General features: G+C 60.5%; 4 protein-coding genes. 3 read left to right on the top strand and 1 reads right to left on the bottom strand.

The genetic code is table 11. The annotated features are described in order from the left end of the window. Positions 1–320 precede the first annotated feature (320 nt). Positions 321–506, top strand: coding sequence for a hypothetical protein (locus tag FJ543_RS19820; RefSeq protein ID WP_140876621.1), 186 nt, complete (start codon positions 321–323; stop codon positions 504–506). A 155-nt stretch (positions 507–661) separates the two neighbouring features. On the opposite strand, the gene tatA is transcribed toward FJ543_RS19820, so the two are convergent. Beyond that, on the bottom strand, positions 662–928 hold the full coding sequence (gene tatA, locus FJ543_RS19815) for a twin-arginine translocase TatA/TatE family subunit (RefSeq protein ID WP_140876619.1): 267 nt from the start codon (positions 926–928) through the stop codon (positions 662–664). Positions 929–1,277: 349 nt separating this feature from the next. Between tatA and FJ543_RS19810 the strand changes: the two genes are divergently transcribed. After that, positions 1,278–11,141, top strand: a complete 9,864-nt coding sequence (locus FJ543_RS19810) for a hypothetical protein (protein ID WP_140876617.1) — start codon at positions 1,278–1,280, stop codon at positions 11,139–11,141. Next, positions 11,141–16,639, top strand: a complete 5,499-nt coding sequence (locus tag FJ543_RS19805) for a hypothetical protein (RefSeq protein WP_140876615.1) — start codon at positions 11,141–11,143, stop codon at positions 16,637–16,639. Before FJ543_RS19810 ends, FJ543_RS19805 begins: the two co-directional genes overlap by 1 nt. The last annotated feature ends 187 nt before the right edge of the window (positions 16,640–16,826 follow it).

Below are 16,826 nucleotides of genomic sequence, written 5' to 3'. Positions count from 1 at the left end.
GGCGCATCCGGTCCGCCGTGAGTGTCACCCCGGGAAATTCCCCAGCCGGGCGGTCCAAAATCGGGGAGCACGTCAAACAGCCGGAAAACTCCACCTTCCGGCGGTCCAAAGAATGGTATCGGATCAGAAATGGTCGCGGCTCTAATCGCCACTGGATGACAGTTCAGTGGCAGGTCACCGAGGGCAAGCCCAAACGGAAACGAGGCCGCCCCCTTAAGGGCAGCGCTCCGATGTCCCCAGCCGAACGCCAGCGGCGGCGTCGCCAGCGACTCATTGAAGCCGCACGGCTGGGATCCTTGGTACGCCTATAGGCAGAGCGGATGGCGGGACGGCTTGAAAGGGCGGAGGAACAAATCCACGAGTTGACAATCGCGCTGCAAGCGAAGGATCGCCCAGCCTATCCTGGTCTGGTGGCCAAGATCGAATTCTCGATTGAAGTTCTGAGGGAGAACCTGACGCTGCTCCAGAAGGCGCTCCCACCAGACGGAAAACGCTCTCCGACTTGAATTTCGTAGCGGGTCACGGCATCGCAAACAGATGAGCCGCTTTTTGGCCATCACCGCGCTGCGGCGACTGCATGATGCGATCGCGCTATTCGCGTCGATGACTGAGGACGAGAATGAAGCGCCACCTTCCGGATGGGAGCGAGCCTCGACCTGATCTAGGGCGCGGACAACGGTCCGTCAGCCGACGCCCCGTCGTTGCTTGCGGCCGGATTCCCTCCGGGATGAACAGGAGCCGGCGAGGCCATGGCAGCCGAGACTCTGCGCGGGGCGTCCTGGCCGCTCGAGAGTTCGCGCACCTCGCGGCGAAAGCCACCAATACCTTTTCCTATATCGGCCAGGAGCGCCGAAATACGGCCTCGTCCGAAGAGCAAAATGATGACGGCAAAGACGATCAGCCAATGCCAGGCACTAAGTGATCCCATGATTATTTCAATCCACTACCCGTATCTCGTGAAAATGCTGCCAGCCGTACCCTCATTTAGCCAATATTGAGTGGATATTGTCGAATACGCCCTTTTTGTTAGCTGAAAACGTCGAAAGTTATTCAACGCACCAACGGCGCAAAAGAAGTAACCAGGGTGGCGCGCTGCTGCGCGGCAACCCCTCTTCTTCCTTGTAGAAACAGTATGCTCTAGTATTGCAAGAATGCAATGAAATAATTTTTAATGACTTTATTCTTGCAAATAATTCGTATTGACGAGCGCCACCGGATGCATCAATTTGAATATCAAAGCCGGCGACTGCGATCGCAACGGCCAATAGGGGGGCGTCTTGGCCCGTTTGCTTGATAGCAGCGGATTGCTGCTGCGTGGGAATTTGCCTGTTGGTTGGCAGGAGATTGTCAATCCCAAGCTTACTCGACGTGCATTGCTTGGTGGGCTGGTTGCTTCTCCTATCGTGCTCTATTCTGGCATTGTATCCGCAGCGGCACAATACAGTTCGAGCTGGTACGATCTTGAACTGGTCATCTCTGAGGACCAGTCGTCCGTCACTGTTCGCGAGATCAAGGTCGACATATACAAGGAGATCCTCGACAGGGATGGCAAGCCCACAGAGGTACTTTCCGAAGTTCGCTGCGTCGCGTGCTCGTGGGACGTGCCCGCCGGGGCATTCGGCAGAGACGCCTTTTTCGACATGGCCCAGCCGGACGCGCGCCCAGTCGATGCTAAAAATGCCTATGAACTAGTCCTCTATGTCAGGCAGGTCCAATATGGTCTGCGTTTCAGCAGACAGGACCCAGATGGCAAGACGTCCACCATCAAGGATGGCAAGGTCAACAAAGCCGGTTATGTCGCATTCCGGTTCACACGATCCGGACTGCGCTGGAAGATAGCATATGAGACGGATTTATGGCTCCGATCCAGCGGCAGCACCGAGTCGATCGTCAGCAGTAGCTCCGTTGAGTTGGAGCATTTCATCGGCGAGACACAAACGCAGCCTGACAAGGCGCTGACTAATGGCAATCCGACAATGTCGACCGCCCGGCTGCGTCCCGCTGAATTCGTCGAGGCGGGCCGGGTCGGCAAAACGCTGCAAGTCACGTTCGGTCAACTGCTCTATGCGGCCGCACCGTCGAGGAGCGTCTTCGACGTATCCCTTGACCGCCATCTCGTATGGCATATCGAGGCGCTCGACTCGGCGAGACTGCTCGCCCATGAAGGAAAGATTAGGACGTCCAGGCTGAGCTTTGCCTGGCGGCGGCTCAAGCAGCAGGAACCGAAACCGGGAAATTCCGACGGCAAAGAGCCGGGTGACAAAGCCCCCGACGGCAAAACGCCAGTCGACGTGGGAGGCGATGCCAAGCCAGCCCCCGGCGTCGCGATAGGCGACGTGGAGGCGGGAGCGCCGGACATCGTGTATTTCTCAGGCGAAGCGGAGGGAGAAGGCCTCTCGCTTGCCGCAACGGACGGACTATACCGCCACGGCAATGCCGGTGCTCACCATCTCGCAATAAGGTTGCCGCAAGGCAACACGTTAAGGCTCGACGTCATCGTTGGCGCCGCGACCTTCCTGCCGTCGCAATCGCAGGCAGTTTGCGCGCTGACCCTGACGGCGGCTGCCCTGGCCGTCCGCTCCGGCGAGACCGCGCTCGTGGATCGCGTCGCGGCGGACAGCCTGACGATCGCCCAGACCATCACTCCGGGCGCACGCGGCTTGAAGCGTGTCGTGCGTACGGTGCTTTGGGGTAATGCGAACGGCACCGGCGAACCTCTTGTCCTTCGGCCCGAGCTGCCGGAAAAAGTTGCGCCGAAGCCGAAAGAGGAGGGGCCGGAAAAGGAATTTGGTGGGGCGGGAACGATCGATTCTCCGATCGGCCCCCTTTCCGTCGACAAGCCCGTCCTGCGTCTTGACCTGGAGAAGGATCCCGGGCCCCCTAAAAAGGTGCCGACGGCAACCAGCAAGGACGCGCAAACGGCTGCCGGGCAACCCGCTGATGATGCGTGCAAGCCTCCCAAGATCGGCGAGGAGGTGCCACGTGCTGAAGAGCAGGATCGCAATCGGCTGGCTCGCTTTTTCCAAGCTGCGAACGGCGATCGCGGCGGCGTGCCCGAAGCCTCGATCCATGCGCTGGCCGACCGTGACCTGCCGAGCGCGGGCGACTCGCGCCTGAGACGCATCCATATTGACCTGACGCTGCTCGGCGTTGCCACGGCATTGCCGGACGCCAGCTTCAGCAGGCTGGCTTTTAAGCGAACGGAACTGCGCCTGGCCTTTGAGGACGGCGAACCGATTAAGGAACTGTCGGGCGGCGAATACCCGCGCTCATTGTCGACCAGCTTCGTGTGGATCGGCGCTCCCGCCGCGCTTGCGAAGCCGCTTGCGGTGATTGATCTTTCGCGCGCAACGTTGACCTGCGCCCGCGATTACGACCTGATGAAGGTGCGCCTGCGCTTCCACGATCTGCTGCTGCACTACAGTCCCAATCCAAGTATCAGGCCTGCCCGAGACGACGCCCGGGTGCGCGTGGGCGAGGACGGCGCGGTTCAGGATAGCCGTCCTATCCTCATCGCGGAGTTTGATCCGCAACACGTCATGGAGGAGGCGGTATTTCTCCCGGAGACCCCGCAACTGCCCGATATCGATCTTGAGCCCGGAGATAGTTCCGACATCGGGGACAAATGTTCGCGCCAGCAGATCCTGGACCATCTCGCAAGCCTCGCGGACGAGCAGGCCCGGGTCGAATACCGAACAATGGTGCAGAGCGCCAAGAAGAATAAGGAGGGGACGCAGGGTCCATTCCATGAGATTGCCGAGGGGTTGCCCGGCGAGATCGGAAAGTTGCCCAAGTCCTCGCCTCCGCCAGCGGACCAGCAGGTCTATATCGGCCCCTTCGCTCTCGATCCCGACGCCATGGGCGCCGCGCGCCGGCTGATGCGGGACAAGGGCAAGGCCGGTGTCAAGCAAAGCCTCGAGGACATGCTCGAGCGCGTGAAGGCGCAGATTGCCGGGCCGCTGGCACCGCGGCTGGAGAAAATTGACAAGGTCAACGAGGTCAATCTCCCTGACAACCAGGAAAACTTTGCGAATGCACTGCGCAACGAGGCGCTGCTCGAGTCGCTCGAGCCATTCTATGGCGTTTTCCGCGCCTTCTGGCGAGAAGCCGTTTCAGGAGATCCTTCCGCCGTTCCGGGCGGCATTCCGCAGTTCGATCCAAAACTCTGGATGCAATGCGAATATCTGAGCGACAGAAACCGACCGGCAAGCTACGGCGACATCAGCGCACTCTATGGCAGGATCGTGGAGGCCTTCCTCGATCGTGCATTGAGCCGAGATCCGCTGAAAGACCTGATGAACGCACGTTTGTCGGGTCCAAGCCGTCTGGCGTTCCGCGTCAATGGAGAGGCGCAGATCGGCGTCGATGCGCGCGAAGCAGGCACGTTACCTTCAAGCGGCGATGGTCCGGCCGGTGCTGGCGCGGGCAACACGCAGTTCAGGCCCATCCCGTTCACCTTCGAGGGCCTGACGGAATGGTCCCGGTTCGAGCCGGCGGTGACGAAACGTGCGCGCAAGCTGTTCCAGACCCTGCCGTCCGGGACGCTGCCACGACCCGGCAACCGTGCGGTGAACCCGAGCGACCAGGCGATGATGCGCTTCCAGGGCTTCGCCGAGGCGCCGACCACTGGTGAAGCGCGAATGGCAGAAGTCCGCAGCGCGCTCAAGAGCGAGCGCATTGCGTCGCTCGAAGACGGCCACGACCGTCCCTTTCCGGGCGAGCCGTTGGATTTTGAAACAGCTATCGAACTGCCTTCTCGGCTGATCCTGTCCACAGCGCAGGATGCGGTGTGGTACACAAACCGACGAATGCCGAAATCGGTCTTCGGCTCCGACAAGACGACGCCTGTCGAGGTGCCGCCGGCCAACGAGGCCCTGCCCGAGCTTGAGAATGGCGCTTCCGTCGCTGGCAACCCTCTCACCAACGAACTTCCCTACGACCTTTGGTCTGTACGGCTTGCAACCCAGGGCCAGAACCCGTGGGTCCGCGCCGTTTCCTCGCCGGACCTGCGTACGACGGCGCTGACCCCGCGCAGGCTCGACACCATTCCAAGGCTTCCCGGTGAAGGCCCGCCGCCGCGTGGCCCCTATGCCCCTTGGTTCATCGGCCTCGAACAGCTCGAAAACCAGACCCTCAACGAGATTGTCGCGCCGAAATTTCCTGGCTCGCGGCTAGCGCGCTGGCTCATGGAGCGCATGAAATTTCGCAAGGATATTCAGAAAAGCGGATACACCTATTTCCGGACATCGCTTGACGCGTTCGACAGGCATCAACTCGTCCTGCTGACCTCCGCCTATGGCCTACCGGTTATCGGCAAGCGGCTGCCGGGCCCGGACAAGGACTCTGACAATGGCGGCGGACTGATTGCGGAATCTGGCCAGATCGAACCAGGGGAAAGGTTCGTGCTGCTGGACGCGACCGACGACCAGGCTTTGCACAAGCCCGCGCCACTGGATGTGAAGGCTTTGTCGCTGACGGCACTCGGTGGGTCGTTCCTCCACGAAACGGCCTTCAAGCCCTCGGCCGGGGCAAACGACATCTTCGGCCGCAAGATTTTTGAAGGCTTCTCCATCGACACCCTGCAGCAGGACATCGTGCTGGGACGCGATATCCGCACCGAGGTGGTCTACAAGGGCTATCTTTTGCCCCTCGGTCATAAGGCGTCGTTCGTCAAATTGACGGAGCGCATCTTCTTGCGTGTTGAGGGCCACGGCATCAAGGCCATCCTGCGGCAACGCATGTTCCTGCGCATGGCGGACCCGGCAAAGCTCTACGGGGCCATGGGACAGCCGCATGGCGGGCGCTTGTGGTGCGCAAAGAAAGTGCGTCTGACGACGGACAAGACACCGGACATCCTTGACCCGACATTCCCGATTGATGGCGAGGTGAACAGTGCCAACCAGGTCAGCCTCAGCGGAAAAATATGGTTGAACAACGGCCCCGGCCTGGCGTTCTGGCCACGCACGGACGTTACGGACCAGGGCGTTTTCCGTTTTCCTGTCACCATAGACGGCGCATCGACCGAACTGCCGATGCTGTTCCTCGACAACATCGCGGCGACGTCGTCCCAATCGCTGAAAGCCGCGTGTGACTACTACAACAGCCTCGTGCCGGAGGCCGATGTCCAGGCGGGCGTGTTGCGTCCGCCCTACACTCGCACGCTCCGGCTGGCTGGCCGCAAGATCGACTACGCGCCGAACAGCAAGAGCGGCGAGGCGCAGTTCGAAACCGAGAAGATCGTTGTGCGCGCGCAAGGCCGCCTGCTGTCTGCAAGCAGCGATAGCTGGACCGGCCAACTCGAAGCCGAGGATAATTTCGCCACAACCGGCGTGCTCGAAGGCGCAAGCCAGCCTCCCTTTTATCCGACGATGCAATTCGCCAGGATCAGATTGGGCCAGGTTGAGCGCTTGAGCGCCGGCATACCGGCGTCGGTCGAGGTGCAGTATGACGGCCACTATGTCCTCTATGGCTTTCCCGGAGAGGAGCCGCCCAAGGGGCATTCGAAGCCGGAAGGAAAGGACGCGAATCCGCAGGAAGTGTTCCTGGTGCTGCGTCACGTGTACAAGCTCGACATGGGCAACAGCGGCGACCGCTCCGGCGGTATTGCGCGCCCCAACTCCAACATCGTCGGCATCAGCCGTAGCAAAGGCCCGCTCGGCGGTGATGAGGCCACGTGGTGGAGCACGGCGCCGGGACAAAAAGCGCCGGATGACCTGACGCTGCCTCCCTCAAGCAAAGCCGGTGAGCCCGACCAGAAAACACTCGATGGGCTCGTGGAGCGTGGCGTGCTCGTCTCGCTGGCGCCGTATTTCAATGTTGCGCTTCCGCGTCCGGGCATCAAGAACCCACCTCCGCTGGCGGACGAGGACAAGGATCCCTACGACGCCATCGACGTATCGGATACCATCAAGCAGGTCCAATCCTTCTTCAGCATGGACGCCAAGCTGCTTGGCACCATAAAGCTGAAACACCTGATGCGGTTGCTGGGCCTGTCGTTTGATAGCATCCCGGTGCTCAAAGAATTGCAGGAGTTCGGCACCGCCGCGCTTCGTGAGGCTAACGAACTGAGCGGCGACATACGCACCCGGGTGCTTGTTCCCCTGCGCGACGCCGTCGCCCTTTTGCGGCGAGAGTGGGATCTCTTCGACGAGAGGGTGCAACGAACCTCATCCAACCTGCAAAGCGGGCTGGAGGAGTTGGGCGGGAACAATCCGCTCAGCCTCAAGTCCATCTACCCTGAGGTCGATGGCGGGCTCACCAAGCTCGAGGCGGCGCTCGACGACGCGCTGGCGACCGAAGACGCAGCCAGCCTCATCCCCAAGCTTGCCGCCGTGCATGCGGCCGCCAAGCAGCTTATCCGTGGCCTTGCGATCATAGCGTCCAACCCGATCGAACGCCTGGAGGAGGCTGTAACCGCGAATCTGCGGGAAAAGATCGCTTCTCTCGAAGCAATTCTGAAAGAACTCAAGGGGCTTGCGGCCACGTTCAAGCTACTTGTCGATCAGTTCGCCAAGGCAGCACCCGACACAGCCGCCGAGTTCGTCACCAATTGGATATTCGAGAAGCTTGCGCGCAGTTCCGAGCCGAGCGTCCGGGATACAAAGGGTCCTTCAGAACTGGCCAGCCTTATGCCGCTGGCGTCTCTGCCTCCGGATCTGCGAGAATTGACGAAGCTGCTGGTCGTCGACGTTCAGAACACTGCCAAGGCCTTCTGGAACGCCGTTTCGAAGCAAGATGGCATTGCCGACACACTGGTTCTCGAAATTCGGAAGGTATCTGAGGACGCGCTCAAGTCGACCTTGACCAGCGCGCTCGCCAAGGTGTTCCGCGGGGAGGATCCTGTTCCCGCCCTAGAGGAGGGCCTGAAAACCTACCGTGACGCGGTCAAGGCCAAGGCCAAGAACGCGGTCGCCACCACCAAGCTAGCGCTCGACATGGCTGCAGCCGACGCCGACGCCGTGGTCAAGAGTGCCGTCACGCAATTGAAAGCTGCGCTCGAGACCTATCTCCGGCAACTCGAAGAGCAGGTGCTGGATGCTGTCTTCGATATCGTTGGCCAGTACCCCGATGAATTGAACGCCATCGTGACCGGTATCGATAGGCTCAACGTCACAGTTCGCGAAGGCAAGGCGTTCGCGAAGGCGCTCGAAGGAGGCGACAGCGAGACGATCCTGAAAGCAAGCGGCGCATTCGCCCAAAACGTGCTCGGTATGGACATCGCGGCGGTCCAGGCAGAGGCCGAAGGCATCGAGCAGAAACTGGTCATGGAAATCGCTACCCGGGCCAAGGTCGTCTTCAAGGAAGGCACTTTCGCGATCGTTCCAAACGACGGCCAGGGCGCTGTCCTTGCCAAGGAACGCGACGCGCTCGACAAGCTGCGGGCTCCAGACTACGTGCCCGCAACGCCGGGTCCATTGCCGCTAAAGAACAGCCAGAACTCGTCAATTGTCATTGCCAGCAACGAGTTGCTGGCTGCCATCGGCAGACAACTAAGCGAACTGGACAGCCTTCTCCTTCAGCCGTCCGAGTCTACGAGCTCGCTCGACATCCTCAGATTGCTGATCGAGGACAACAGAAGCCAAATTGACGATGCGGCCCAGAAAGCCGGCGAGACCGCGCTCGGCGCCGACGGTCTCTTGAATTTCGTCGCCGAGGTCCGTTACCTCGCCCAGGGTATAAAACTTGACAGAAAAGATTGCCTGATCGCCGACCTGGAAGGCCTCTACGGCGATGTCGTCGATATCGTCGTTGCGACCCGTGCCTTACAGAATTTCCCCGATCCGAACCCGAAAACCGTGCGCGCGCTGCAGACGGAACTCGGCGAACTCATGCGTCGGCTTCGCCAACTCGGTGAGAGGCTTGGCAGCGGGCTGGAGAGCATTGTCAAGCGTCTGGCGCAGTTTGCAAACAAGCCTAGCAACAAACTCATCATGGCGGCCGGCGGGATTGTCGGTGGCGCCGCAGTCGTTCTCCAGGCCTATCTGGACAAGAACCAGCTAGAGAACATATCCGACGACGTCAGGCAGGCGATCACCAAGGCCAAGGCCGCATTTGAGAAGACGGAAAAGGAGATCGTTACCCAGCTCACGACGGTCACGAACTTTGCGCTTGGGCTCGTCGGCGCCTCGGTGCTCGGCGCTGCTGACGCGGTCGAGCAAGTCGAGCAAGCCTTACCAAAGCTGGTAGGGGCCGCTGCTCGTTTCGGGTTCGACCTCGGGAAGGAAACACAGGCGCTGACCGAAGCAATCGCGCGGCTCCGGATCAAGTTGCTTGGCTTCAAGGATGCGTCCGTTCCCACCGGCCTTTCCACACTCAAGGAATTCATCGTCGCTTCAGTCGGTCCTGACGGCGCCAAGGCGAGGGTCTTGGAACTGTTCAATCCAGACGGTGTGGCCAAGAGCTATCATGCGGTGGAAGCAGCGCTGAGAGACGAAGAGAGCGCCGTCATACGCGAGTGGCGAAAGCTCGAGGAGCGCGTCGCCGGAGCACCGGAGAGGCTGCGACAGGAGGCCGAAAAAGCTCTCCTCTCAACTGGCGTCTTTTCTGCCCTCGACGCTGCTTATGGCGAGATCAAGAAGCAACGAAACGAACTGCTCGATTTGGCCGAGAGCGTTCCGGTCTTCAACGTCGCGGCGCGCAAGGCGCTGCTTGTCACACCCGTCCACGTGCTGGCCCGCGACGAGAACGAGAGCCTTGACCAGTGCAAGATAGACGATGCGACATCCGTCAACCCGATGACAGATTGCGACCGGCTGGCACAAGAGGCCAGCGTGGCCGAAGATGTTGCGGCGATCAAGGACGGCAAGCTTGAGCAAAGCCACCGCCGCCGTTTGGTGGCGCTTCTAAGCGGCTGGTCGGCCAAGACGGCGGCGCCGCTGGTGATCCTGTCCCAGGCCGATGACATGGCCAAGGACCTGATGCGTGGCGATGTGCTGGCCGCGATCGACTTCGGGGCATTCCGTGACCAGATCGAGGACGCGATCTCCAGCCTTATCCCCACCAAGGTCAACCTCAGTTACGATTTCAATTCAACGGTGGACAAGGACCCCGGCGCCCAAGCGATCTTCCGGCCTCTGGTGGGCTCGTCTTTCGGCATCACCATGCGGGCAACCATCGACCTTCTGAAACAGAAGTCCGATTTCAGTGCCACGGCAAGCCTCGGCCCGTTCGAAATCTACCTGATCGGCGGAGTGGTCGACGCGCTGCGGCTCAAATTCGGTGGCGCAGCCTTCACCGTGGCGAGCAACACAAGTGCTCGATTCGATGTCGTTTACCAGGATTTCGTGATCGGGCGAGACCTTGAATTCGCACAGAAGCTGCAGAGCTACCTGTCGCCAAAGGACGGCAACGGCGTCTTCATCCAACCGATGACACGCACGGCAGGCATTGAGGCCGGCTACGGCATCAATCTGGGAACGATCGGCATCGGCGTGACATCCTTCTTCAACGTCTCGCTCAATGTGTCGGCCGAGCTTCCCTTCGGCAACGAGGAATCGCTGTTCAAGGTGTCGCTTGGGCGTCGGCTTTCGCCATTTACCATGGGCGTCTTCCCCTTTGTCGGCTCGGGCTATTTCGCCATCTACGCAGCCGCCGACGGCGTCAGGGGCTTCGAGGCATCGTTCGAATATGGCGGCGGTGCGGCCATCGGCTACGGTCCGTTTCAGGCCAGCTGCCGCATCCAGGTCGGTGTCTTCGTGCGGGTCATCAAGGCCGACGGCAAGAAGACGACTGAGCTATACGGCACGTTCTTCGCGGGTGGTTCGGCCAGCATCTGGATATTTCACTTCGCCACGTCGCTCTATGTGAGGCTGGGGACGGCGGCGGGCGGCGAGATGTATGGCGAAGCGATTTACTCGTTCTCATTCTCGATTGGCATCGCCGATTATGACTACTCGATCACGGCGTACAAGAAAGAGAATGCGCTTGGCAAACAGACATCGTTGTCCAGCGGCAAGACCCGCTTCGCCGCGCTTGACGCGGACATTGACTTCACGACGACCGGTTCGATCGACCCAGCCGGCACAGCCGCCTTCAGTGCGCCGGACGTCTCCGCGATCCTGATCAAAGCCGCCGACCAGGCGCGCGACTGGAAAACCTACGCAACCTATTTTGATACCAGCCTGACCAAGGAGTTCATGTGATGAGTGGTTCCACGGTCAAGCCGCTGTTCCGCGTCGTGGCAAACGGCGTCAAGGACGCAAAGACCCTGCGCCTGACGGTGATCGCCACGCCTCAGCAGAGTGCCGAGGCAGGGGCATTCGAACTGGCGGATTGGCCAAAAGCGATGGCGCAGGGATTGAGGGACGGGGTTTCACCGTTTCCGCATGGCGGACTGGTGCTTTGGGTCCGCGAGATCGGAGGCAAGATTCCCAAGATCGCGGAACATGACTGGACGAAGGTGACGATGCGACCGAGCCGAGCGGCTGCGTACTCAAAACCTTCGGATTGGCTGAAGATCAACGAACTGTGGAACAAAGCGCTCGTCGACCCGGGCGCAACTTGGGAGGAACTCGCGGCGGACATCGCCAGATCGCTCGAGGGATCAAAGCACGCGGCCGATTTGAAGGACAGCTATTCAGGTAAAGAAGGCACTGATCGGCAAATCGAAGAAGCAGACGAGGCAGCTGCCAGAGCCACCCTGGCCGACGACGGCTCCATCGCCGTGCATCGGCCGAAGTCAGAAGATGCGTTGACGGTAGGCGCGGTCCTGCCGATCCGGCAAAGCGACATCGCTGTGGAGGAGGAGACAGTGCGCGCGGCCCGTATTCTGGCAAAGCAATATGCGGGGCCGTTTTCAGTGCTCGATGAGCGCAAAGTGGATCTCGGGGCCGTCGGCTCGGCGAAAGACCGCTTCGCGGCGGCAATCAAGGCTACCCGAGACGAGCGCATTTACTCCAAGAATACCTACGACAAGATCAAGGAGGCGCTTAGTTCCGAAACCGCCACCGGGGTCGCGGACGGCGCACCCGTGCGGCCGTCCCTAATCCCAGAGGTTGCCGATGTGGTCGCTCCCGAGGCGGAGGAGGAGGACGATGGCAAATCCCCGCGCAAGAAGCGCCGAGCCACGCAGGAATATGGCGGCTGGCTGCAGCGCCGCTATGGCCTCACCGGCAAGAAGGATGAAAACCGCAAGGAGGGCGGCGCAATCATCCCGCCCGTCATCGACGATCAAGCCCTAAAGGACGATGACAAAACGGCCGCGCTGATGGCGATCCGAGGCACTTATTTCGCCATGCAGGGCGATCCTATGCTTTCGCGCCTTTTCGGCCTTGCGTTCGATTTCGAAGCGCCGCTCGACAAATTTCCTTCAAGCGCCTCCCTTTCGAAGCCCGGCTTCGAACTGCGACTGCACCTTGCCGTCTCGGCGGACGCGGGCGCGTTGTCTGATACGTGCCAGGTGGCGACGGCCGCGAAGCTCCACCTCCACGGCTTCTGGCCCGTCTCGGTATTCGACATCAAGGCGCCCGGGCAAGAAAACAAACAGGCGCACCTGGTGGAGCAGTCGGACGGTGTCTGGAAGCTTGGCGCAACGACCGTAGACGGACCACGCTACGAACTTGCTTCACTGGACATTCGTCGGTCCGTGGATTCCAAGTCGCAGGGACGAGACCGAGGCGAAGCCCATCGAACGGGCGGGTTCACCATCCTGGATCGCGGCAGGTCGGAACAGATCGTCCGCGATATAGCCCTCGCCGATATCAATCGCGACAAACTTGGCCGGTATGAACCTGTTGTCGTCCTCCATGCCGAGGAATTGACTATAGGGCGGCGGATCGACGTGGCCGTGGCCTCTGCGAACAAGCCGCTCGATAGGCTTGTCTGGCGAAGTCTCATGCAGCGCTTCGTGGATCTGGATTTCGGCAAGAACGACAAACTCGTCGAGTCAGTGCTCTATGCGCTGATGGGGACAAAGACCAACAGCAAGGGCCTTCTTGAGGAAACCTCGTTCCAGACCGCCGCCCGCTTCCTGCCGAAGACCTCAGACGACGGCAAGATTTCCGGATTCGAAGCTGTGGCCGATGAAGCCATATTCCTGTGGGACGGCACACCGGCCAGTGTCCTCACCGACGGCCGCCCAGGCAACGAGTCAATACCCAGCGGCTTGCCTTTCGGCCGTACACTCGACCTGCCAGGGTCGGGCGCCGGCGAAGCGGGGTTGCGTCCTCCGCCACTCCGCTTCGGCGTGCCTTACCTGTTCCGCTTCCGCTCCATGTTCTTGGGTGGCGGTTCGCCGTCACCGTCAACTCCGACCGAGCATGGAACGTTCGTTCCGGCCGAGCGACACGTCATGAAAGACGGACACTACGTCAAGGCGGTCACGCCCCGGCGGTATCTGCGCCATGAATCCATCGGTGCGCCGATCCTGCTGCTGCCACGGCATCTGGCCGACTATTGGTTGAAGCAGATGGGATACGAGCTGGTCGACCAGGCGATCGTCCGTTCCTGGAACGATGAGAATTCGAAACTTACGGACATCCTGCTTCCGGACGATATCAAGGGCGAATATGTCGGGAAGGACATCCGCACGAACCCGACGGAAACGATCCGCGTCTTCATCGCACCGGAGGCCCCGCACGACCTTGTTTCGGCCCATGGGAGGCTCGACAATCCCGATGCCGTTGAAGTCCGGAAGGGAGGCCTGCGCGATGTAAGCTACACGCCGCGCAAGAACCACGGCGGTGCCGTAACCCCTCAGGACGAAAGCGAAAGGCCGAGCGGGTTTCCTGTTGCGGTCAGCACGCGGCGCGATTCCCTTGACGACGAGGGCGTCATCTATCCGCGAACTGTCTTTCCGGTGAAAGACGGCACCCCGCGCGGCATCCCGGTGTTCGAACCCGGCGGCCATAACACCGCCCAAACGGGTGAGGTCGGGTATCTCCCCGACCCGGCCATTGTGGAATACAGCCTTAGGGCCAAGATAACTGGTAGCGACAAGTACCTGAAAGGTGCGCAGGCCGTCCCGCTCTATCAAGGAAATAGCTATCCCCACGCACTGCCTTTGGCTGTGAAAGTCGTTCGTGTCGCCGCCGTCCGCATTTCTCCACCGGGCTCGATATCTGACATAGCCAAGGCGCCGCAGCTGACCTCAATGGACCTAGCCGGCATGATTCCGGCCAAGGATGCGAGACGTGCCCGTGTTCAGTTCGTCGAGATCACGTTGTATCAGGGCGAGGACTTCGAACTCGAGGTGAGCTGCCTGCCAGATGTCGCCACGCTCGCCGACCGGTTCTCGGTACCCGAGACGATGGCGATGCAACTAAGCCGCGCCGCCAGCGATGAGGAAGCTCGGGGACGTCTTCGGGAAATCTGCGGCGACTCGGTGCTTGCCGCGTGCACCCCAGGCGGGGCAGACAGCCTCACCGGATTGGGCGGACAGCAGGTACCCGTCCCAAGCTATCGGCGCAAGGTCGCCGAAGCGCTGCTCGACGCTATGAAGTCGAAATGGCCGGTCGAGGAAATCGCAGCGGTCAAGAGCCTTCGTGTTCATCACGCGCTCAACAAGCCGCTGGCAAAGGCGATACGCTGGCTGTCGGACGATCCAAAGCTTCGATCCATCCGCACGCAAAATGCGTCAGTTTGCGTCAACATCTCCAACAAGAATAGCGATGAGCCGGATGCAACCGACCTCATTATCGACGGCACGGTTGAACTCGACCTCGATTTGGTCGAGTCCTTCCACGTCATAGCCACCACCGTCGCCACTAGCGGCTTCCAAATCGATGCACCTGAGAGGGGACGCAGTCTGACCTCCAGACGTTCCGGAAGATGGCCTGTCGTGACAAACCCCGATGGCGCCGACGCCTACGCTATGCCCACTGACGTCGTCGGCTTCGCCGTCGCCGAGGACGGCAGGGTGACGCTGCCGCGCGAGCCGGTGACGCTGCTGAGTCTCGGGAACCTGCCATCGACCAAGGCTATCGGCCCACTCTCACCGGTAAACGGCGATACCTGCGCGGCAAACGTTTTCACCTTGCCGAAGGACGGGGCGCGGCTGGCAGGAGTGTCGCTGTTGCCGCTATTTGCCGCCGCGATCAGCGGAACGTCAATTGAACAGTCCGTCGCCATGCTGCCCGAAGGCCGCGACCAAACAAAAAGGAAAAAAGCGCTGCAGATTAAGCGTCCGCATGTTTTCAAGGACACATTGGCCCGCAGGTTGACGCTGGATCTCGTCGCGGTGTCGCGCGGCGCGGCAGCCTTCGAAACCGCACCGACCTATATCCAGGGCAAGGAGCAGACCTTGTTTCGCCGCCAGCCCCTCAGGCGCATCGATCAGGCGACGCGGTCCGCCACGCCCGTCGAACTTTGGATGAAGTCGACGAAGGCGCCCGCCTCTCCAGAGGCCCGCCGGCCAGAGCCTTCCTTCATCTTCCGACGGTCGGCCACGGCGGTCACAGGCAAGACTACGATCGAACACGTCGTGCAGCGCCATGCGTTGGCGCGCATTTATCTCGGTCGCGGCTGGTTCAGTTCCGGCGAGGGGGAGCGTCTGGGCATCGTGCTCTGGCCGCCGCGATACGACGAGCTCAACTGGCAGGAACTGGACAACAACCTGGTCCTGAACGGTGGGCGCACTATGGAACTCAAGGACTTCCAGGACCGCGATCTGGGAGCCGCCGGGGCCTATGTCACACGCTGGGGCGGGGACCCCATCCGCCTCGACAAGAGCGTCCAGGAGGGCAACTTCATTCCGCCCAACGCCTTCGCCGACATGCCGCTGGTGGACAAGTCCGCCGGCTCGAAGCACGGCGACGATGTATCGTCTCTCAGCGAGGTTACATCCAACCCGCATCGACCAAAATTCGTTTCGGAAGCGCGCATGCCCGTCCCAAAAGCCGCTCCGCCGAAGAAGGACGACGAGAAGCAGAAGTCTGCGCCGCAGGGTGGAGAACGCGAGTTCCTTGCCGTGTCACTCCTGACTTATGAGCCGTGTTTCGACCTCGATCGCGAGGAATGGTATGTCGATGTCGATCTAAGGGCCAACCGAGCCTCGGAGCCGTTCGTTCGCTTCGGCCTCGTGCGCTATCAGGAAAATGCCATTTCGCCGGACCTGATGACGTCCGAGCCCGTCGCACTGCAACTGCAACTCCTGCCGAAGCGCAAAGTTAGCGTTAACGTGGAACTGTTGAATGACCCCGCGACTGCCGGCCGCAAAGTGACAGTCGAGGTTTCGGGTCGTGGTTCGCGCGGCATCAAGGAGCTCAAATTCGACGATCTGCCTGCGGAGACGGCTAAAAAGCAGCCAGAATGGAAAAACAGTTTTGACAGGCTGAAACTGCCGAAGATCCGAGCCGTCGTGTTCCACGAAAGCGGCGATGCCGGCAACCGCATCCGTAAGCCGATTAAGCCGGAGGGGTGGCCCATTGCCTTTCCGGAAGGCGATCTTCCGCTGGAAATGCCGGAGGCGAATGTCGACGGGGACCCTGACCTGGTTTGGAAGCAGTGTTTCGACCTGTCTGGTTCGGCGCTAGGCGAACTGGGGAAGGGGCAGTTGGTCATCTATCTCGAGGAAATAGATCTTCGCATGCCAGCGGCTTATCGCGAAGAGCCGGTCACGCTCGACAAGATGTTCGACAAGACGACCTTCGTGACATCAGGCCCCCGTTTCAGCGCCAGAGTGCCGTTCCTGGAGTTGTCGTAGTTAGATTAAAGCCGCGGATGTCCTCGAAGAAAAACAAGAAAATGAAGTTCTTATGAATGTAAGCTGTCAAGAATTGCTATGGACGTCAACGCTTAGCATTATAGACGCTTATTTGCTAAATATAAAATAGTTGACAGTGTCTATAAAAAACTGATATACTGAAAAATTCTGGAAAACGGAGGTTCTT

Origin of the sequence: Mesorhizobium sp. B2-5-7 (assembly GCF_006440875.1) — a bacterium.
Classification (GTDB): domain Bacteria; phylum Pseudomonadota; class Alphaproteobacteria; order Rhizobiales; family Rhizobiaceae; genus Mesorhizobium; species Mesorhizobium australicum.
The sequence above is the reverse complement of the archived record's forward strand: the minus strand, read 5'-3'. Positions and strand labels throughout refer to the sequence as shown.